The sequence below is a fragment of the Streptomyces hokutonensis genome (genome assembly GCF_042751305.1).
Lineage (GTDB): Bacteria > Actinomycetota > Actinomycetes > Streptomycetales > Streptomycetaceae > Streptomyces > Streptomyces hokutonensis_A.
The window spans coordinates 204891-223964 of record NZ_JBHYWD010000005.1; the positions used below are offsets into that span (position 1 = coordinate 204891).

Below are 19074 nucleotides of genomic sequence, written 5' to 3' on the forward strand. Positions count from 1 at the left end.
GAGGTCTACTTGAAGAGAGGTCTTCTTAAAGAAGAGGCCTGTTCAGCCCTTGGTGCTGCACTTCGGGAGGTCGGCGGTCTTGCCGCTGTTGATCAGCTTGAGGTCGCTGATCGCGTCCTTGATGGTGTTCACCTTGACGAGCCTCAGGCCACTGGGGGTGTCCTTGGCGGCCTCCGCGCAGTTGTCGGCGGGCGTCAGGAAGTATTGGGCGCCCTTGCTGCGCGCACCGACCGTCTTCATCGAGATGCCGCCGATCGGACCGACCTTGCCGGTGTCGTCGATCGTGCCGGTGCCGGCCACGAACTTGCCGCCGGTGAGGTCGCCCGGGGTGAGCTTGTCGTAGATGCCGAGCGCGAACATCAGGCCGGCGCTCGGACCGCCGACGTCGGCCAGCTTGATGTCGATACTGAACGGGAACGTGTGATCGGTTCCGGCCGAGATGCCGACGATGGCGCGCTTGGCGCCGGTGTCGTCGGAGGTCGCGGTGGTGATCGTGATGTCCTTCGTGGCCGTCGCCGTCTTGTTCGCCTTCACCGCGGCCGCCTGGTCCTTGGCCGACACGATCGTGAACACGACCTTCTGGCCCGGCTTGTGCTTGGTGACCAGCTTCGCGACGTCGTCGGGCTGCTTCACCGTCGTACCGTCGACTGCCTTGATCACGTCACCGGCGTGCAGCCTGCCCTCGGCCGGGGAGCCCTTGAGGACCGTCGAGACGATCACCCAGGACTTCACGGGGATGCCCAGCTGGTCCAGGGCCGCGACCTTGGCGCTCTCCTGGGACTGGCTGAACTCCTCGGCGTTCTCCTGCGTCGACTGCTGCTCCGTCTTGCCGTCCGGGTACAGCGTGTCGTGCGGGACGACCTTGTCGTCGTGGGCGAGCCAGCCGTACACGGCCTCGATGAGGTTCATGTTGTAGTCGGCGCTGGTGACCCGGACCGTCGTCATGTTCAGGTGACCGGTCGTCGGGTAGGTCTTGCGCCCGGTGATCTGCAGCACCGGCTCGCCGTCGTGGTCCCCGAGCGTGTTCACCGTCGGGCCCGGTGACATCTCCGAATACGGGACGTTGATGAGGACTCCCGCGCACAGGAGCGCGATCAGCATCAGGGTGGAGGCGAGCATCGTCGCGGTGCGGCGTGGCATGGCACGACAGTACGGGACGCGTCTGTCAGCGCACCGTCAGGGCCGCCTTCGGCTCAGGTGCCGGAGTGGGACTTGTCCATCGCCTCACGGAAGCGGGCATAGCCGTCCAGTTCCGGACCGTCGCTGCGCACCTTGCGGGTCCTGTTGGCCCAGCTGCCCCACAGACCGGCGCCTATCGCAGCCACCAGCGGAATCAACAACCAGGCGAGCGCCGCCATGCCGACCTCCCAACCCCGGGACAAGTGAACTCAACTGCCTGATCAGCAGATTAGCCAGGCCCACTGACAACGCTCGTGGCAGGGGGGCGGTTACGCAACCGGAGGGCGGGTGAGAAGTACGTGAGTGCGCATCAGCAGGCGCGGTGGGCCGGCCTCAGCAGGCGCCGACCCACTCCTCCGTGCCGTCGGAGAACTGCTGGTGCTTCCAGATCGGCACCTCGTGCTTGAGATCGTCGATCAGCTTCCGGCACGCCTCGAAGGCCTCGCCCCGATGGGGACACGACACGGCGACGACGACCGCCAGGTCCCCGATCCCGAGATCCCCCACCCGGTGGACGGCGGCCAGCGCCCGCACCGGGTAGTCCGCGACGACCTTCTCGGCGACGCGCCGCATCTCGGCCTCGGCACTGGGGTGGCACGAGTACCCGAGGCGGTCGACGTCGGCGCCGCCGTCGTGATTGCGCACGGTCCCGACGAACAGCGCCGTCCCGCCCGCCGCGTCGTCCCCGACCGCCCGGAAGACCTCGTCCACGGAGAGCGGCGTCTCCCGGATCCCGATCAGCTTGACGGGATCCTGCGCGGCCTGCTCACCGGGGTGGTCGATCGTGGGTGCCATGCCTCCATCGTGCCGCACCCCGCCGACAGCGCGGAATAGCACTTTCGTCAGGCACGCGCGTGTGCCTGTTTGGAGCGTCCTACAGGAGGCCGTTCCCGGCCCCGCTCAGATCCGGCGCCGGGCCTTCCGCGCCCGTCGTACGACCGCCGCCGCGCCGAGCAGTGCGACCGTCGCGCCGGCGGCACCCGCCGCCGTCGCGTCCTTGCGGCCGAGGCGTCGTCCGACGACCGTGTGCCGTCCGGCGACCTCCTCCAGGAGCTCCGCGAGCACTTCCTCGTTGGTCCACTGGGGCCGCCAGCCCGCGTCGTGCAGCCGGCTTCCGCTGACCACCCAGGGGTACATCGTGTACGCCAGGTCGCCGGCCGGGGACGGCGTGAGTCCGATCCGGTGCAGCCGGGCCGCCGCGCCGAGCGCGACCGCGGACGGCAGCTCCATCCGCCGGATGCCGCTGAGCTCCTCGACCTCCTCCTGCTCCAGCCAGCCGTCGCAGCCGACGGCGAGTTCCCCGTCGACCTTCTCCAGGACGGCGTACTCCAGGGCGCTGCACAGGTCCTCGACATGGCAGAACTGCCAGGCGGGCCGCGACCCGGCCACCACCAGCAGCCGGGGCGACTCGAAGTACCTGGTCAGCGCGGTGTCGGTGCCGCCGACGAGCACTCCGGGGCGGACGACGGTGACATTGAGCCCGGGATGCGCCCGGGGCGCGCGCCGCGCGAGCCGCTCGACCTCCAGGAGGTCGCCGACACCGGTGGCCTCCGCGGTGGCTCGCAGTTCGGCGTCCTCCGACAGCGGCAGCTCGTTGTCGGGCAGCGCTCCGTAGACCATCGCCGAGGTGCACAGCACGACCCGGTGGACCCCGGCCGCCGCGGCGGCGGTCAGCACGGTCTGCGTCCCCCGCACGTTGTACGCCGAACGGGCGGCCGGGTCGGTCTCCAGATCGAGGTCCAACGCCAGGTGTACGACGACGTCGGCGCCGCGGAGCTTCTCCGCGATGGCCGGATCCCGTACGTCGAGGATGTGCCACTGGGCCGCCGCGCACTCGCCGCGCCGCTCGTCGATGGCGATGACCTGCTTGATCTCCTCGGACGCGGCGAGCCGCTCGGTGAGGAGCGCCCCGATCCCGGACGCGGCGCCGGTGACCGCGACGACGGGCCCGCGCACGGCGGGACTGGTTGAGTGGTTTCGCGCTGCGCGAACCTGCGGATCTGGGGAACTCACCGGGCGTCTCCAGCGGTTGTCTTCAGTACGGACGCGCCAGACGCGTCCGGACCAGGTGGCATCCATCCTGCCGCAGGCCAGGTCTCGGCGAAGCACCGAGGCCCGATCGGCCTTCGGTGTCTACGCTGGGTGGTGTTGAAGGGCAGTCGTGCCGTCGGAGAGAACCGGCGGCCTTAACAGCCGAGGAATCCCGTGAGTGACACCCCATTCGGATTCGGCCTTCCGCCGGAGGAGCCGGACGACGGCGACGAGGGCAAGAAGAAGGACCAGGAGAGCGGTGGTGGTCAGGGACCGGCCAACCCGTTCGGATTTGGCGGGCTGCCCGGTGCCGGGGGCTTTGGCGGCCCCGGTGCGGACAATCCGCTCGCAGCCATGTTCGGTTCCCTGAACCCCAACGACCTGGGCGCCGCGTTCCAGCAGCTGGGCCAGATGCTTTCGTACGAGGGCGGCCCGGTGAACTGGGACATGGCCAAGCAGATCGCCCGCCAGACGGTCTCCCAGGGCACTCAGGACGGCACGAAGGACGCGAGCATCGGCCCCGCCGACCGCAGTGCGGTCGAGGAGGCCGTGCGGCTCGCGGACCTGTGGCTGGACGACGCGACCTCGCTGCCGTCCGGTGCCGGCTCCGCCGTGGCGTGGTCCCGCGCGGAGTGGGTCGAGGCGACACTTCCCGCCTGGAAGGAACTCGTGGACCCGGTCGCCGAGCGTGTCGGCGCGGCCATGGGCGATGTCCTGCCGGAGGAGATGCAGGCCATGGCGGGCCCGCTGATCGGCATGATGCGCTCCATGGGCGGCGCCATGTTCGGCACGCAGATCGGGCAGGCCGTGGGCGTGCTCGCGGGCGAGGTCGTCGGCTCGACCGACATCGGCCTTCCGCTCGGCCCGGTCGGCAAGGCCGCGCTGCTTCCGCTGAACATCGAGGCCTTCGGCAAGGACCTGGGCATCTCCCAGGAGGAGGTGCGGCTCTACCTCGCCCTGCGCGAGGCCGCCCACCAGCGCCTGTTCGCACATGTGCCGTGGCTGCGCTCGCACCTGTACGGCGCGGTCGACGGGTACGCGCGCGGGATCAAGGTCGACACGGCCAAGCTGGAGGACGTGGTCGGCCAGTTCGACCCGCAGAACCCGGAGCAGCTCCAGGACGCCCTTCAGCAGGGCATGTTCCAGCCGGAGGACACGCCCGAGCAGAAGGCCGCCCTGGCCCGTCTGGAGACGGCTCTGGCGCTCGTCGAGGGCTGGGTGGACGCGGTGGTCCACGCCGCCGCGAAGCCTCGTCTGACGTCCGCCGACGCGCTCCGCGAGACCCTGCGGCGGCGTCGCGCGACGGGCGGTCCCGCCGAGCAGACGTTCGCCACGCTGATCGGCCTGGAGCTGCGCCCGCGCCGGCTGCGCGACGCCTCCCGGCTTTGGGCCTCGCTCACGGACGCGCGCGGTGTCGACGGCCGTGACGGTCTGTGGGCCCACCCGGACATGTTGCCGACGGCCTCCGACCTGGACGACCCGGACGGCTTCGTGCACCGCGAGCAGCTGGACTTCTCCGAGCTGGACAAGCTGCTCGGCGAGGCGGCGAGCGGCACGGAGGAGAAGCCGGACCTGAAGAAGAAGGACGACGACTCCGAGTGACCCTGTACGACGACGCGGTCCTCGTACTGAAGAGCTACGAGGACCAGACGGAGCTGCGCCAGGCCTACCTGGACCACCTGGCCGCTCACCCGGACGGCCTGTGGAAGTCCTGCGGGGATGGGCACATCACAGCGAGTGCCCTGATCGTCGACCCGGAGCAGGGGCGAGTGCTGCTCACGCTCCACAAGAAGCTGCGGATGTGGCTCCAGATGGGCGGTCACTGCGAGCCGGAGGACACCTCCCTGGAGGCGGCGGCCCTGCGCGAGGCCACGGAGGAGTCCGGCATCACCGGGCTCACCCTGCTGCCGGGCGGTCCTGTCCGCCTCGACCTCCATCCCATCCCGGCACCGTGCCACTTCCACTACGACGTCCAGTACGCGGTCGTGGCACCGCCCGGCGCCGTGCAGGAGATCAGCGACGAGTCCCTGGACCTGCGCTGGTTCGCCTACGACGAGGTGGCGGCCGTAGCGGACGAGTCGGTCGTGCGGCTGCTGGAGGCGACGCGCGCCAGGCTGTGAACGTGTAAGGGGCGCCCGCAAGTGCGGGCGCCCCTTACGTTCGGCTACTGGACGCTCAGCTCCAGGCGTTGCCCTGGTTCTGGGCGTGTGCGCCGTGCTGGCCCATGCCGTACTGCGCGGCGAGGCCCTGGCCGATCCCGGCGTTCTGCGGCGGCAGCAGTTCGCTGGGCTGGACGAGCGCGTAACCGCTGCCCATGAAGCTCAGCTCCCAGCCCTCGCCGGTGTTGCCGCGGCGCCGCCACACCCCGGAGGAGTGCGTCTGGGCCTGCATCTGGACGCGCAGGCCGGTGGACCAGGCGACGATCGCGTCGGCGTCGCAGTTGACGTACTTGTCGGGCGTGACCTGCATCATCAGGGGCGCGCCCGAGGTCATCAGGGCGACCTTGCCGCGACCGGTGATGTTGAGCTGGTACTTCCCGGAGCCGGAGATGCCGTACTGGCTGTCCACGGCGATGACCTCGTGGTGCAGCGAGGAGTCCATCGCGAGGACGTAGCTGCTGTCGACGGTGAGGCCGTCCTGTTCCACGTCCACCACGTGGATGTGCTGGGCGAGGTTGGCGAGGAAGACCGTGCCCTGCCCGTGGCAGCGCATCAGGCTGAGGCCCTCGCCGGTGGCCGCACGGGCGTAGGCCTGCTGGGTGTTCTGGTACTCGGCGTCGAACTCGACGAGCCCCTGGTAGGCGACCATCGTGCCCTTGCGGGCGAGGATGTCGTCGTGGCCCTCCAGGACGATGCGCAGCATCTGCTTGTTCTGGAGGCTGTAGCGGTCCTGGGACTGCGAGTCGTTGAACGCGAAAAGCGGGCTCTGCATGGTGTCGTGTTCCCCCCTCAGCCCCGGAACCGGAGTCGGTCGGTGCTGTCCTCGCTGGGCTGGACGACGACGATGCCCTGCCCGGAGAAGGCCATCTGGTAGGCCTCGCCGCTGCCGCGGCCGATCAGCGACTGCGCCTTGAAGCTGCGCTTGCCCTTCACCTTGAGGTTCGGGGACCAGGCGACGAGCGCGTCCGGGTCGACGTAGGTCTCGTCGTCGCCGCCTCCGCAGTCGACGACGATCGGCTTGCCCCGGGAGGTCAGCGCGACCCAGCCCTGGCCGCTGATCTTGGTGTTCCACAGGCCCTGCCCGGCGAACTTGGCGAGCCCCTTGACGCGCTCGACACCCCAGGTGAGGGACGTGTCGAAGGCGAGCAGGTTGGTGGCGTTGACGGAGATCCCGTCGCCGTTGAGGTTGATCACGACGACATCGGCGCCGTAGTCGGCGAGGTAGAGCAGTCCGTCCCCGGAGCACTTCATCAGGGGCGCGCCCTCGCCGGTCATCCAGTCGCGCGCGATCTGGCGCACGGCCGGCGGGTTGGGTTCGTACTGGATGAAGCCTTCGTAGGCGATCATCGAGCCCACGCGCGCGAAGAGGTCGCTTCCGGTCTGCATGGCGACCTTCAGCATGTTGTTGCCGTGGTTCTCCATGCGGGCGGTGACGGGTGCGGGGGCGTAGCCCGCGAGCGGCTGGTTCATGACGGGCTCCCTCAGACCTCGTACGGCTGGACGACGACGAAATTGCCGGGGGCGGCCCGGAACTGCAGGTTGACGCTCTCGCCGGTGTCTCCGGGGTACGCGTTGCGGCGCATCCGGACCTGGCTGGAGACGATCACCTGGGCGGCGGCGGACCAGGCGACGACCGCGTTGCAGTCGGCGAACGTGGTCGGCGTGACCGGCAGGACGACGGGCTCGCCGTGGGTCTTCACGACGATGGTGCCGGTCCCCTGGAACTGCATCGTGAACAGCGCGCCTCCGGGGATGCCGTGTCCCTCGATGCGTCTGACCTCGTACTGGAGGCTCTCGTCGAAGGCGAGGACGTTCTCGGCGGAGACACAGATCGCGTCCCCCTGGAGCTCGACGGGGTGCAGGTTGGTCGAGTTCTCGGCGAGGAACACCTGGCCCTGGCCCGTGCAGCGCATCAGCTGCATCTCCTGGCCGGTCGCGTTGCCGACGAGCCGGCCGGCGAACCCGGCGCCCTTGTAGCCGAAGTCGACCTTGCCCTGGTAGAGCACCATGCTGCCCTGACGGGCCAGTACGGGCTGGCCGCCGATGCCGAGGTCGACGCGGATCAGCTTCTTGTTCTGCTGCGTCCAGCGCTGCCCGGTGGGCGTCTCCTTGAACTTCTGCAGCGCGGCCGACACACCGGCGCCCTGGGGAGCGCCGGAGGGCACTCCGTAGCCGGCCGGCTGGGCCGGGACCTGCCCGTATCCCGGAGGGGCGGGCGGCTGGCCGTAGCCGGGAGGCGGGGTGGGCTGACCGTAGCCGGGAGGGGCCGGGGGCTGGCCGTAGCCCGGAGGCAGCGGCGCGGTCTGGCCGGGGGCCTGCTGCCCGTACGGCTGCGGCGGCTGGCCGTAGGGCGCGGGGACGGGGCCCGGGGGCGGCACGGTTCCAGGGCCTGGCGGGGTCATCGGGGCGATGATCGTCGGCGCGGCGTGCACGGAGGGCGCGGGCGCCGGGGCCGGAGGCGGTGTGGCTCCCGGCGGGGGCGCGAAGCCCTGCACGGGGGCCGGTGCCGGGGCGGGCGGGGCACCGAACGCGGGCGGCGCCGAGGTCTGCGGGGGCGGGGCGAAGCCCGGGGCGGCGCCGGACTGCGGCTGCGGCGCGGCGGGGGCCTCCTCCTCCATGACCTCGCCGCCGAAGTTCTTCAGCAGCGCCTCCAGGCCGCCGTCGAAGCCCTGGCCGACGGCGGCGAACCGCCAGACGTCCTTCAGGTAGAAGTCGCCCAGCATCACGGCCCGCTCGGTGGTGAACTCCGAACCGTTGAACGAGTAGCGGGCCACTTCCTCGCCGCCCGCGACGATCCGGACGTACCCGGGGGCGATCTGGGACATCTGTCCGGCGCCGTCGATCGTGGCCGTGAACGCCAGCTTGTGGATCTGCGGCGGGATCTTGTCGAGCGTGACCCGGAAGGACTCGGCGTCGCCTGCCTGGGCGCCCAGAAGCTGGATGGACTCCTCGGGGGACTTCGGCTGGTTGAAGAACACGAAGTACCGGTCGTCCGAGAGCCGCTCCTCGGCGTCGAGACCGAAGCAGCTGATGTCGAACGTCAGCCCGGGGCCGGTGATCTGTACGCCTACGTACAGATCGGTGCCCGCGGTGAGGTCACTGATCTTGGCCTTGTGGCCGCGTTGGAATTCCCTGGCCATGCGTAACGACCGTCCCCCATCCCGATGCGATGTGCGTCGCGTCAGGCTAACGGCAATCTCCGACACCGGAGTAAGTCGGTACAGAGCCGGTACACAATCCCCCACAGGGGACGGTCACTCCTCGCGGGCGCCCGGCGGATGGGGCAGCCGCTCGGCCGCGACCACACCTTCGAGGTACCCCTTGGCCCGCTCGGTGCGCGGATACGCCTCCAGGAGCCGCCAGAAACGCGGACCGTGTCCGGGCACCAGGAGATGCGCGAGTTCGTGCAGCAGCACGTAGTCGACGACGTACTCGGGCATGCCCTGCAGCCGGTGGGAGAGCCGGATGCTGCCCTCGGAGGGCGTGCAGGATCCCCAGCGTGTGTTCTGGTTGGTGACCCAGCGCACCGAGGTGGGCCGGGCACGGCCGTCGAAGTACTGGGCCGACAGGCGCTCGGCGCGCTCGGCCAGCTCCGTGTCACCGAGCACCCGTTTGCTTTCCTGGGCGGCCAGCTTGTCGAGCATGACGGTGACCCAGCGCTTCTCCTCCGCCTCGGACATGCGGGCGGGGATCAGCACGACGGTGCGATCGCCCTCGCGGTACGCGGAGACCGTTCTGCGCCGACGCGCACTCCTGCGAACCTCGATCGCGCTCGCCCCCGAGCCGCTTGGCGGCTGGCTCGTCGTACTGCGCTGTGGTTTTCCGGCGCTGTGCAGTGGGTCGGCGGGCACGCCATGACGTTACCCTCTGCACACGCGGGAAGTCCCGACTCCGGGACGGTTTCGGTGTCGATCCCCCACCAAGCGTTTGATTCGTACGACGAATCCCCACCGCCTGTGGACAACTTTCGGCGTCCTCCGGCCCGGCCGGGCACTCTGGCACCACCGGCGGAGCACCGACCAGCTCCACCGGAACACGGGACGTACTTCCTACGGCTACGGGGGCCTGTCATGCATCCGATGGTGAAGCCCGCGCTGCGGCGCGGCTGGCGTGATCTCAATACCGTGCAGTTCGGGATGACACCGGCGCACGCGATGACGCTCGGTCCGATGGACACGGCGACGGGCAGTTTCCTGGACCTGCTCAACGGCACTCGCGGACTGCCGCTCCTGCGCGAGGAGGGCCACCGGATGGATCTGCCCGAGGGCCATGTCGACCAGCTGGTGAAGGAGCTCACGCACGCGGGCCTGCTCGACGACGCGAAAGGCGGCGGTCCCGCGGCCGACGCGCTCCGCGCGAAGAAGGACGTCCTGGACCGGCTGCGCCCGGACCTCGCCTCGCTCTCCCTGACGACCGGCGAGCCGGGCGCGGCGATGGGCCGGCTGGCGGCGCGCCGTGGACTGCGCGTACAGGTGAGGGGCGCGGGCCGGGTGGGCGCGGTGCTGGCCTCACTGCTGTCGGGTGCGGGGGTCGGCGAGATCGACGTGCGCGACGGCGGTGACACCGAGCCCTGGGACGTCGCTCCGGGCGGACTGCCCGCCGAGGCCGTCGGCGAGCGCCGGGACGAGTCGGCGCGGCGGGCGGTACGCCGGGCGGCTCCGGACCGGTCGCCGCGCCGGACGTCGGGGACCGCGAGGGAGGAGGGCGAACCCGGTTTCTCCCTGGTGGTCCTCGCCCCGCGCGACGATGTCGCCGTGCACGCGCCGGACCCGTCCGCCGCCGCCGACCTGATCGCCTCGGGGACCCCTCATCTGTACGCCGGTGTCGTGGAGGGCACGGGAACGGTGGGCCCGCTGGTGCTGCCCGGCGAGTCGGCGTGCGCGGGCTGTCTGCACCAGGCGCGCACCGACCGGGACCCGACGTGGCCGCGGCTGGTCGCGCAGTGGCGCTCCGGCAAGCAGCCCCGGGTGCGGCCCTGCGATCTGGCGCTGGCCACGACCGTCGCCGGACTGGCTGCCACGCACGCGCTCGCCTTCCTGGACGGGCAGTCGCCGTCGAGCGCGGGCGCGCGGTGGGAGGTCTCGCTGCCCGGTCTGCACTGGCACGCGCGACCGGTTTGGGCGCATTCCGCATGCCCCTGCGGGGCCGCGGAAAAGGAGGCGGAGAAAGGTAAGGAGGGACACCCCTCTACGGACGAGGATCGGCACGCGACAATGGCAGAGGACCGGCCGTCGAGGGACGTGCGCCGTAAGGCAGACTCGGCCCGGCCGGCTGGGACTTGGAGGGCTCATGTCTGATCTTCCCCGCAAGGCGGTCACCCGTACCGCCAAGCTCGCCGCGCTCCCGCTCGGCTTCGCCGGGAGAGCCACGTGGGGGCTCGGGAAACGGATCGTGGGCGAGTCCGCGGAGATCGTCGGCCGCGAGCTGCAACAGCGCACGGCGGAGCAGCTGTTCAAGGTGCTCGGCGAGCTCAAGGGCGGTGCGATGAAGTTCGGGCAGGCGCTGTCCGTATTCGAGTCGGCGCTGCCAGAGGAGGTCGCCGGTCCCTACCGTGCCGCGCTGACCAAGCTCCAGGAGGCGGCGCCGCCGATGCCGACGCGCACCGTGCACGGTGTGCTGGCGGAGCGGCTCGGCGAGGACTGGCGCGAGCTGTTCGTGGAGTTCGAGGACAAACCGTCGGCCGCGGCGTCCATCGGCCAGGTGCACCGGGCGGTATGGCACGACGGCCGCGAGGTCGCGGTCAAGGTGCAGTACCCGGGCGCAGGCGAGGCCCTCCTATCCGACCTGACCCAACTGAGCCGCTTCGCCCGCCTGTTGGGCCCGCTCATCCCCGGGATGGACATCAAGCCCCTCATCGCCGAGCTCCGCGACCGGGTCTCCGAGGAACTGGACTACGGCCTGGAGGCACAGGCCCAGCAGGTGCACGCGGAGGAGTTCGAGGGCGACCCGGATGTCGTGGTGCCCGCCGTGGTCCACCAGTGCGACCAGGTCCTGGTCACGGAGTGGATCGACGGGATTCCGATGTCGGAGGTGATCGCCGACGGCACCCAGGAGCAGCGCGACCGGGCAGGCCAGCTCCTGGCCCGCTTCCTCTTCTCCGGCCCGGCCCGTACGGGCCTGCTCCACGCGGACCCGCATCCGGGCAACTTCCGTCTGCTGCCCGCCGGCCCGGACGGCAAGGGCGACTGGCGCCTGGGGGTCCTGGACTTCGGCACGGTCGACCGGCTGCCCGGCGGTCTGCCGACCACCATCGGCGATTCCCTGCGTATGACGCTCGACGGGGACGCCGAGGCGGTCTACGAACTGCTGTGCGCGGAGGGCTTCGTCAAGGAGTCGATAGAGCTGGACCCGGACGCCGTCCTCGACTACCTGGTGCCGATCATCGAGCCGGCCCAGGTCGACGAGTTCACCTTCACCCGCGGCTGGATGCGCAGTCAGGCCGCCCGGATCGCCGATCCCCGTTCCCCCGCCCACCAGTTGGGCAAGCAGCTCAACCTGCCCCCGGCGTACCTCCTGATACATCGAGTGACATTGAGCACAATCGGCGTTCTGTGTCAGCTGGGTGCGACGGTGCGGCTGCGCGAGGAACTGGAGGAGTGGCTGCCGGGGTTCGTGCCCGAAGACCCGGACGAGTACGAGGAGTTCGGGGACGAGGAGGAAGCGGCGGCGGAGGCCTGAGCCTCACGTGCGGACGGCCGCGATCGGTCGCGGCCTACCACCAGTCGGAGTCCAGGCGTCCCTCGATCGCCCTGAGGTTCTCCCTGGAGCAGGTGTCGCAGAAGTACTGCCGGGTGCCGTTCTCCACCGAGCAGGTCCAGGTGGGCTTTGGGCCTTCGGACCGGGTGCCGCAGCGAGCGCACACAAGGGGCTGGGGCTCCGCGGTGGAGGCGCTGGTGTCGCTGCCTACGGGACGACTCGTCACCCGGCGACGATATCGCCGCGGCCGGGTATCGGGACAGAACGCACCGCGGGGGGGGGGGCGCGGGGGCGGGCCCCCCCCCCCCCCCCCCCGCGGGGAGCATTCGCCTCCTGGGCTGGGGAGGCCACCGCTTCAGGCGTGATCGGTTACTGCATGACGGCCATGGCGAGCGCACGGCGGGCGCGCAGCGAGGCGCGCTCGGCCCTGCGCTGCATCCGGCGGGCGGCCAGCAGGCGCGTGACCTGCCGTTCCCGCTCGGCCTCCTGCAGGCGCTCGTGCATATGCGCACGGGCCAGGGCTTCTGGAATGAGTTGCATCTCTCGGGTCCTGTTCTGGCGCGACTCGGTCGCACCCGGGGTGGTGAAGTCTGGGATCGCGGAGCCCGCGGGCTCGCTGGGAGTGGACGGCTTCATCGGGGCCTGCTTCTTGGGGTCGTGCGTGAGGGGGCGGTCGATCGTTCCGAGGGTGGTGTTCATGCCGTGACCGGGTTCTTGCGCGGACGGCCACGCGGCCGCTTGCGGGCCACGACGACACCCTGGACGAAGAGCTCGCCACCCCAGACGCCCCAGGGCTCACGCCGCTCCTTGGCGCCGGCGAGGCAGGCCTCGATCAGCGGGCAGGTGCGGCAGAGGGACTTGGCGTACTCGACATCGGCCGGCGACTCGGCGAAGAAGACCTCCGGGTCGTAGGAACGGCAGGGGACGGGTACGCCGAGGTTCTCGATGGCGTCGTCGAGCGCGGTGAGCGCAGTGAGCGGAGTCAAGGTGGAGTCCTCCGTGAGGCCGGGCGGGGGGATCGTTTCGGAAGGCGGTACGGACGGGGCGTGCGCTTCGAGTTGCACGGTTGTTGTTCCTCGTCTGGTCGGTCCGGCCCTGTTGGGCCGGGTGTCGGCTTGGTACCGGGTTCTTTTCTTGTCCCGAGGCCCCTTCGCTCCGTCATCCCCGTTCGGGGACAAACAGAAGGGCCGCGGATCCCGGATGGGGTTCCGCGGCCCTGAAGGCGCCGGCCTGATCGATCAGGCTGGATCACTCCAGGGTTCTGGCCCACGGAAGGCCCACATCTGGTGGTGCTGCGTCGTCTGCTTCCGGCTTCCGGCACCGGGCGCAAAGGCATAGGCCTGCGCCTGTGCTCCTACTGCTTCCAGTGCCTTGGTCGGTCGCTCATTGCGCTCGCGGATGGGAAGAACCGCGAGAGACAGGGCGGACGCCGGACGGGCGGCAGAAATGCCGGACAGACCGGTGCCCAGGTTCGAAACGCCGAGCATGCACAGGGAGACGACCGAGGGATCGGTCATTTTCACGGTGCTGGCGGAGCTGGTGTTGATGCTGATCACTGGAATCGCCTCCTCTCGGCGTCTCGGGGGACCGGGGATGAGCCCGGTCCTTCGGATATGCAAGTACATCACGGAATCAGGGCCTCCGAGAAGGCCTTCTGTTCCCGTGGCTTAGAACCTATGGGGATCGCTGGGGCATGCGCAAACTATTTTTCCGACGAGTTTTCATCAGCCCCCCGCGGCACCCTCCGCAGGCTCCTGACCGCCGCAGATGGCCAGGACATCGGCCCCGTAGCGGTTGAGCTTGCGCACTCCTACGCCGGGGATCCGCGCGAGTTCGCCCTCGTCGTCGGGGACGGTCTCGGCGATCGCCATCAGCGTCTTGTCGGTGAAGACGCAGAACGCCGGCTGACCGCTGCGCTGCGCCTGGACCTCCCGCCACTCCCGCAACCGCTCGTAGAGGCCCTCGTCCATGTCGGAGGGGCAGTCCTCACAGCGCATCAGTTTCATCTCGCCGGCGTCGGTGAGCGTGCGGCCGCAGACCCGGCAGCGGGCCACGGTGCGCTGTGCCCGCCGTGGAACGGCTTGGGGGCCGGTGCTCGTGTAGCCGCGCTCGATGCCGCCGGGGGCCACCAGACCGGGTCTGCCCGCGGCGCCGCTCGAACCGGGCCGCAGGCCGTCCAGGAAGCGGCTGGGGCGGCGGTTGGGGCGACTGCCGGGTGAGCGGGCGAGGGCCCAGGAGACGTGGAGCCGTTCCCTGGCGCGGGTGACTCCGACGTACAGGAGACGGCGCTCCTCCTCGATCTGTTCGTCGGTCTTCGCGTAGGAGATCGGCATCATGCCCTCGGCGACGCCGACCAGGAAGACGGCGTCCCACTCCAGGCCCTTGGCCGAGTGCAGGGAGGCGAGGGTGACGCCCTGGACGGTCGGGGCGTGCTGGGCGTTCGCCCGCTCGTCGAGTTCGGCGACCAGGTCGGCGAGGGTGGCTCCGGGTCTGGCCGCGGCGAAGTCCTGGGCGAGGTTGACCAGGGCGGCCAGGGACTCCCAGCGCTCTCTGACGGCTCCGGAGCCGGCCGGTGGCTCGGAGGTCCAGCCCTCGCCGGAGAGGACGGCACGGACCTGGGAGGGCAGGTCGACTACGTCGTCGAGGAGGGAGTCGTTGCCGCCGAAGCGCGCCGCGCCGCGCAGGGCGACTCCGGCCTTGCGGACCTCGGGGCGGTCGAAGAACCGCTCGGCCCCGCGCAGTTGGTAGGGGACTCCGGCGTCGGCGAGGGCCTGTTCGTAGGTCTCGGACTGGGAGTTCGTGCGGAACAGGATCGCCATCTCGCTCGCCGGCACGCCCGCTGCCATCAGGTCACGGATGCGGCGCGCGGCACCCTCGGCCTCGGCGGGCTCGTCGGTGTAGTCGGCGTAGACGGGCTCGGGACCCGCGGCGCGCTGGGAGATCAGCTCCAGTCGGTGGTCGGCGGCCCGGCCGCGGGCCTGGGAAAGCAGGCCGTTGGCGAGGTGGACGACCTGGGGTGTGGAGCGGTAGTCGCGGACCAGCTTGACGACGGTGGCGCCGGGGTGGCGGGCGCGGAAGTCGAGAAGGTGGTCGGGGGTCGCCCCGGTGAACGAGTAGATCGTCTGGCTGGCGTCGCCGACGACGCACAGGTTGTCGCGGTCGCCGAGCCACAGCTCCAGGAGGCGCTGCTGGAGCGGGCTGACGTCCTGGTACTCGTCGACCACGAAGTGCTGGTACTGCGAGCGGACCTGTTCGGCGATGTCGTGCCGGTCCTGGAGCACGGCGACGGTCAGCAGCAGGACGTCCTCGAAGTCGATGACCGCGCGGTCGCGTTTGACGTCCTCGTAGGCGGCGTAGAGCTGGGCGATCTCGGCGGGGGCGCGGGGGACGTCGCGGCCCGCCTTGGCCGCCGCGGCTGCGTAGTCGGAGGGGACGGTCTGGGTGACCTTGGACCACTCGATCTCGGCGGTGACGTCCCGCAGTTCGCCGCGGTCGAGTCGGATGCGGCAGGCCGCCGCCGCGTCGGCGACGAGCTGGATCTTGCGGTCGACGAGCCGGGGGATGCTGCCACCGATCGCTTTCGGCCAGAAGTACTGGAGCTGACGCAGGGCGGCCGAGTGGAACGTACGTGCCTGCACTCCCGTGGCGCCGAGTTGGCGCAGCCGGCCGCGCATCTCTCCGGCGGCGCGGTTGGTGAACGTGACGGCCAGCACGCTGGAGGACTGCAGGACCCCGGCGCGCACTCCGTAGGCGATGCGGTGGGTGATCGCCCGTGTCTTGCCCGTGCCGGCGCCCGCCAGCACGCACACCGGACCGCGCAGGGCGGTCGCCACCTCGCGCTGCTCGGGGTCGAGCCCTTCGAGCACCGCGTCGGCCGAGTCCGGTACCTGCGGGAAGAGGGGGGAGTGCGTTGCTGCTGTCACACGGCCATGCTGCCAGGTCGCCGGAGACGGGTGAGCCGGTTGTCCACAGGGAGGCACCCGCAGTCGTACTAATGCGGCAGGCGTCACGTGCTGTGGGATACCCCCGGCGGGAATGGCGGGTGCCTCGCGTACGTTTCCTCCACTGCGAGGACATATTCCCTGAGCTGTTGAGGAGCGCGAGAGAATGTCGGGCACCGTGACGATGTACAGCACCACCTGGTGCGGTTACTGCCGTCGGCTGAAAAGCCAGATGGACCGCGAGGGCATCGCGTACAACGAGGTCAACATCGAGCTGGACCCGGATTCCGCAGCGTTCGTCGAGAAGGCGAATGGCGGGAATCAGACGGTCCCGACCTTGCTCTTCGCGGACGGTTCGACGCTCACGAACCCTTCGCTGGCCCAGGTCAAGCAGAAGGTCGGCGCCTGATCGGCGATCGGCGCGCGCAGCTCCGCAGAAGGCGGCCCCTGACAGGTCAGGGGCCGCCTTCCTGCTGTCCGCTGCTTGTCGCCGGCCTCAGACGAAGCTGCGTGTCGGCAGCGGCTTCCCGTACCAGAGTTCGATCAGACGGGCCGCGATCGAGATGCCGTACGGGGGCAGGACCTCTTCGGACTCGAAGGCTGCGCGCAGTTCCTCGCGGGAGAACCAGCGGGCCTCGTGGATCTCGTCGCCGTCGACGTTGATCTCCGTCGAGGTGGCGCGGGCCATGAAGCCCAGCATGAGGCTGGACGGGAAGGGCCAGGGCTGGCTGGCGACGTACTCGACGTGGCCGACGGTGATACCGGCCTCCTCGAAGACCTCGCGGCGTACCGACTGCTCGATGGACTCGCCGGGCTCCACGAAGCCGGCGAGCGTCGAGAAGCGGCCCTCGGGCCAGTGGACCTGGCGGCCGAGCAGGATGCGGTCCTCCTCGTCGGTGACGGCCATGATCACGGCGGGGTCGGTGCGCGGGTAGTGCTCGGCACCGCAGGCCGGGCAGCGGCGGATGTGGCCGGCCGCGGCGATCACCGTGCGCTCGCCGCAGCGGGAGCAGAAGCGGTGCAGGCGCTGCCAGTTCTCCAGGGCGACCGCGTGCACCATCAGGCCCACGTCCCGGGGCGACAGCAGCAGTCCGGCCTCGCGCAGTCCCGCGGCGCGCGCCGACTGGTCGATACGGCCGGGCAGGGCGTCCTTCTGGAGGGCGAAGTAGCTGACGCCGTCGTCGTCGGTGCCCAGGAAGTAGCGGTGCGCCTCGGTGAGGGGGGCCTCGAAGGACGGGGTCATGACGAGCTCGGTCTTGCCGTCGGGTGTCTCGTCGATGAGGACCTGGCCGCCGGAGACCACGAAGCAACGGGTGGTGGGGTGGCTCCACGCCGCGGCGAGCCAGGCCTCGTCGAGCCGGTGGTGGGCGGCTCGATCGATGCCGCTCGGGGCGGTGAGCGAGATGGGTCGGTCGGCTGTGTGGTCGGTCCAGGTGGTCACGGGTGCTTCCAACTCCCCCGGCAATGCGGATTGTTTCGGCGGGCGGTTCAGCGGGACGTACGGCAGGAGGCGACCGGGTCGGGCGGGACGGGTGGCGGGGCAGTTCTTCCAGTGTGCCTCGCGCTTGTTGCCGTTCCGGATCGCGTGGTTCGTCAGGGCGCGTGGCGCCAGGTGTCGGCGAGGTCTCCCCACAGGTGGGCGGTGGTTTCGACGCCCTTGAGGAGGAGGTCGAGTTCGACCTTCTCGTTCGGGGCGTGCCAGCCGTCGGAGGGGACGGAGATGCCCAGGAAGAGGACGGGCGCCCCGAGGACTTCCTGGAGGTCGGCTGCCGGTCCGGAGCCGCCCTCGCGGGTGAAGAGGACCGGTTTCTCGAAGGCGACGGCCATGGCGCGGACGACGGACTGCAGGGCCGGGTGGTCCAGCGGGGTCAGGCACGGGCGCGTGGCGGCACTGAACTCAATCTCCATGCGGATGCCGTCGGGCACCTGCAAGTCCGCCCAGTCTCGGACGACCTTCTCGATGTGGTCGGGGTCCTGGCCGGCGACCAGCCTGAAGGAGAGCTTCACCATGGCCGAGGACGGGATGATCGTCTTGCTTCCCGGGCCCTGGTAGCCGCCGCCGATGCCGTTGACCTCTGCGGTGGGGCGGGCCCAGATGCGCTCCAGAGTGGTGTGTCCGGCCTCTCCGTGGGTGGCGTACGACTTGGCGGTGCGCAGCCACTCCCGCTCGTCGAAGGGCAGCTCGGCGAAGAGTTCGCGCTCCTGCTCGGTGAGTTCGACGATGCCGTCGTAGAAGCCGGGGACCGTCACGCGTGCGTGCTCGTCGTGCAGAGCGGCGACCAGGCGGGCGGCGGCGGTCGCCGGGTTGGGCACGGCGCCGCCGAAGGAGCCGGAGTGGATGTCCTGGTCGGGGCCGTGCAGCCGGATCTCGCACTCGGCGAGGCCGCGCATGCCGGTGCACACCGTGGGGGTGTCCTCGGACCACATGCCGGTGTCGGAGACGATCACGGCGTCGGCGGCGAGCCGGTCGGCGCGCTCTTCGACGAGTGCCCGGAAGTGCGGGGAGCCGGACTCTTCTTCGCCCTCGACGAGCAGCTTCAGGTGCACGGCCGGGGCCGTGCGGCCGGTGGCTGCGAGGTGGGCGCGGACGCCGAGTGTGTGGAAGAACACCTGGCCCTTGTCGTCGGCGGCCCCGCGCGCGTAGAGGCGGTTTCCGCGGACGACGGGCTCGAAGGGCTCGCTGTCCCAGCCGTCCTCGCGGGCGGCGGGCTGTACGTCGTGATGGCCGTAGACGAGGACCGTGGGTGCTTCGGGGTCGTCGGAGGGCCACTCGGCGAAGACGGCCGGTGCGCCCGGGGTCGGCCAGACCTCGGCGGTCGGGAAGCCGGTCTCCCTGAGTGCGGCGGCGAGCCAGTCCGCGCTGCGCCGGACATCGGGCGCGTGCTCGGGCTGCGCCGACACGGACGGGATGCGCAGCCACTCGGCGAGGTCGTCGAGGAAGGCTGCGCGGTGCTGCTCGATGTACGTGCGGACCGCGCTGACGGCACTGTCAACGGTGTGGCTCATGGTCACGAGCCTATCGGCCCGCACTGACATCCTCGGTGGGCGGTTCCTCACAGTTTGCTTGC

20 protein-coding genes are annotated in these 19074 nt (G+C 70.5%); 5 read left to right on the forward strand and 15 right to left on the reverse strand.

The features are described 5' to 3' along the window. Positions 1-42: 42 nt before the first annotated feature. The 4 genes from ACFXC1_RS15850 to ACFXC1_RS15865 all read right to left on the reverse strand — a co-directional run bounded on the left by ACFXC1_RS15850 (position 43) and on the right by ACFXC1_RS15865 (position 3192). On the reverse strand, positions 43-1140 hold the full coding sequence (locus ACFXC1_RS15850; protein WP_381243007.1) for a YlbL family protein: 1098 nt from the start codon (positions 1138-1140) through the stop codon (positions 43-45). A 53-nt stretch (positions 1141-1193) separates the two neighbouring features. Next, complete coding sequence (locus ACFXC1_RS15855; protein ID WP_381243567.1) at positions 1194-1382, reverse strand: hypothetical protein; 189 nt, start codon at positions 1380-1382, stop codon at positions 1194-1196. A gap of 130 nt (positions 1383-1512) precedes the next feature. Beyond that, positions 1513-1974, reverse strand: a complete 462-nt coding sequence (locus ACFXC1_RS15860) for a molybdenum cofactor biosynthesis protein MoaE (protein WP_381243009.1) — start codon at positions 1972-1974, stop codon at positions 1513-1515. Positions 1975-2079: 105 nt separating this feature from the next. Next, positions 2080-3192 carry an SDR family oxidoreductase gene (locus tag ACFXC1_RS15865; protein WP_026179067.1) on the reverse strand — a complete coding sequence of 371 codons (1113 nt, stop codon included), beginning with the start codon at positions 3190-3192 and terminating at the stop codon, positions 2080-2082. Positions 3193-3384: 192 nt separating this feature from the next. Between ACFXC1_RS15865 and ACFXC1_RS15870 the strand changes: the two genes are divergently transcribed. Next, a complete protein-coding gene (locus tag ACFXC1_RS15870; protein ID WP_381243011.1) occupies positions 3385-4812 on the forward strand; it encodes a zinc-dependent metalloprotease in 1428 nt (475 codons plus the stop codon). Further along, entirely contained in the window at positions 4809-5330 is a 522-nt protein-coding gene (locus tag ACFXC1_RS15875; RefSeq protein WP_381243013.1) for an NUDIX hydrolase, read from the forward strand. The genes ACFXC1_RS15870 and ACFXC1_RS15875 overlap by 4 nt, the downstream gene beginning before the upstream one ends. Positions 5331-5385: 55 nt before the next feature. Here the strand turns inward: ACFXC1_RS15875 and ACFXC1_RS15880 are convergent, their stop codons facing one another. The 4 genes from ACFXC1_RS15880 to ACFXC1_RS15895 form a co-directional block, all read right to left on the reverse strand. After that, positions 5386-6141 carry an AIM24 family protein gene (locus ACFXC1_RS15880; RefSeq protein ID WP_019072126.1) on the reverse strand — a complete coding sequence of 252 codons (756 nt, stop codon included), beginning with the start codon at positions 6139-6141 and terminating at the stop codon, positions 5386-5388. Between the two features lie 17 nt (positions 6142-6158). Next, positions 6159-6839: an AIM24 family protein gene (locus ACFXC1_RS15885; RefSeq protein WP_093629034.1), complete on the reverse strand. Its 681-nt coding sequence runs from the start codon at positions 6837-6839 to the stop codon at positions 6159-6161. A gap of 11 nt (positions 6840-6850) precedes the next feature. Then, a complete protein-coding gene (locus ACFXC1_RS15890; protein ID WP_381243015.1) occupies positions 6851-8509 on the reverse strand; it encodes a TerD family protein in 1659 nt (552 codons plus the stop codon). Positions 8510-8623: 114 nt separating this feature from the next. Then, on the reverse strand, positions 8624-9220 hold the full coding sequence (locus ACFXC1_RS15895) for a M48 metallopeptidase family protein (protein WP_201052424.1): 597 nt from the start codon (positions 9218-9220) through the stop codon (positions 8624-8626). A 219-nt stretch (positions 9221-9439) separates the two neighbouring features. Between ACFXC1_RS15895 and ACFXC1_RS15900 the strand changes: the two genes are divergently transcribed. Both ACFXC1_RS15900 and ACFXC1_RS15905 read left to right on the forward strand, forming a co-directional pair. After that, positions 9440-10666 carry a TOMM precursor leader peptide-binding protein gene (locus ACFXC1_RS15900; RefSeq protein ID WP_381243018.1) on the forward strand — a complete coding sequence of 409 codons (1227 nt, stop codon included), beginning with the start codon at positions 9440-9442 and terminating at the stop codon, positions 10664-10666. Next, positions 10659-12047 (forward strand): ABC1 kinase family protein, encoded by a 1389-nt coding sequence (locus ACFXC1_RS15905; protein ID WP_381243019.1) that lies wholly within the window; start codon positions 10659-10661, stop codon positions 12045-12047. The genes ACFXC1_RS15900 and ACFXC1_RS15905 overlap by 8 nt, the downstream gene beginning before the upstream one ends. 34 nt (positions 12048-12081) lie before the next feature. On the opposite strand, the gene ACFXC1_RS15910 is transcribed toward ACFXC1_RS15905, so the two are convergent. From ACFXC1_RS15910 to ACFXC1_RS15930, 5 genes are all read right to left on the reverse strand, one after another. Further along, complete coding sequence (locus tag ACFXC1_RS15910; RefSeq protein WP_381243021.1) at positions 12082-12291, reverse strand: hypothetical protein; 210 nt, start codon at positions 12289-12291, stop codon at positions 12082-12084. Between the two features lie 143 nt (positions 12292-12434). Further along, complete coding sequence (locus ACFXC1_RS15915; RefSeq protein ID WP_381243022.1) at positions 12435-12764, reverse strand: hypothetical protein; 330 nt, start codon at positions 12762-12764, stop codon at positions 12435-12437. After that, entirely contained in the window at positions 12761-13129 is a 369-nt protein-coding gene (locus tag ACFXC1_RS15920; protein WP_019072119.1) for a WhiB family transcriptional regulator, read from the reverse strand. Before ACFXC1_RS15920 ends, ACFXC1_RS15915 begins: the two co-directional genes overlap by 4 nt. Positions 13130-13303: 174 nt before the next feature. Next, positions 13304-13621, reverse strand: a complete 318-nt coding sequence (locus tag ACFXC1_RS15925; protein ID WP_381243024.1) for a hypothetical protein — start codon at positions 13619-13621, stop codon at positions 13304-13306. 168 nt (positions 13622-13789) lie between these two features. Further along, positions 13790-15988: an ATP-dependent DNA helicase UvrD2 gene (locus ACFXC1_RS15930; protein ID WP_381243026.1), complete on the reverse strand. Its 2199-nt coding sequence runs from the start codon at positions 15986-15988 to the stop codon at positions 13790-13792. Between the two features lie 184 nt (positions 15989-16172). Between ACFXC1_RS15930 and ACFXC1_RS15935 the strand changes: the two genes are divergently transcribed. Next, on the forward strand, positions 16173-16415 hold the full coding sequence (locus ACFXC1_RS15935) for a mycoredoxin (RefSeq protein WP_019072117.1): 243 nt from the start codon (positions 16173-16175) through the stop codon (positions 16413-16415). Between the two features lie 87 nt (positions 16416-16502). Here the strand turns inward: ACFXC1_RS15935 and nudC are convergent, their stop codons facing one another. Together nudC and ACFXC1_RS15945 are read right to left on the reverse strand one after the other, a co-directional pair. After that, on the reverse strand, positions 16503-17447 hold the full coding sequence (nudC, locus tag ACFXC1_RS15940; protein ID WP_381243028.1) for an NAD(+) diphosphatase: 945 nt from the start codon (positions 17445-17447) through the stop codon (positions 16503-16505). 152 nt (positions 17448-17599) lie between these two features. Continuing rightward, positions 17600-19012, reverse strand: coding sequence for a dipeptidase (locus tag ACFXC1_RS15945; RefSeq protein WP_381243029.1), 1413 nt, complete (start codon positions 19010-19012; stop codon positions 17600-17602). Positions 19013-19074: the final 62 nt, after the last annotated feature.

Excerpts from the sequence above, each read along its gene's own strand:
- ACFXC1_RS15850 (WP_381243007.1), bottom strand. The coding sequence starts at position 1,140 with ATGCCACGCCGCACCGCGACGATGCTCGCCTCCACCCTGATGCTGATC.
- ACFXC1_RS15860 (WP_381243009.1), bottom strand. The coding sequence starts at position 1,974 with ATGGCACCCACGATCGACCACCCCGGTGAGCAGGCCGCGCAGGATCCC.
- ACFXC1_RS15880 (WP_019072126.1), bottom strand. The coding sequence starts at position 6,141 with ATGCAGAGCCCGCTTTTCGCGTTCAACGACTCGCAGTCCCAGGACCGC.
- ACFXC1_RS15885 (WP_093629034.1), bottom strand. The coding sequence starts at position 6,839 with ATGAACCAGCCGCTCGCGGGCTACGCCCCCGCACCCGTCACCGCCCGC.
- ACFXC1_RS15890 (WP_381243015.1), bottom strand. The coding sequence starts at position 8,509 with ATGGCCAGGGAATTCCAACGCGGCCACAAGGCCAAGATCAGTGACCTC.
- ACFXC1_RS15900 (WP_381243018.1), top strand. The coding sequence starts at position 9,440 with ATGCATCCGATGGTGAAGCCCGCGCTGCGGCGCGGCTGGCGTGATCTC.
- ACFXC1_RS15905 (WP_381243019.1), top strand. The coding sequence starts at position 10,659 with ATGTCTGATCTTCCCCGCAAGGCGGTCACCCGTACCGCCAAGCTCGCC.
- ACFXC1_RS15915 (WP_381243022.1), bottom strand. The coding sequence starts at position 12,764 with ATGAACACCACCCTCGGAACGATCGACCGCCCCCTCACGCACGACCCC.
- ACFXC1_RS15935 (WP_019072117.1), top strand. The coding sequence starts at position 16,173 with ATGTCGGGCACCGTGACGATGTACAGCACCACCTGGTGCGGTTACTGC.
- ACFXC1_RS15945 (WP_381243029.1), bottom strand. The coding sequence starts at position 19,012 with ATGAGCCACACCGTTGACAGTGCCGTCAGCGCGGTCCGCACGTACATC.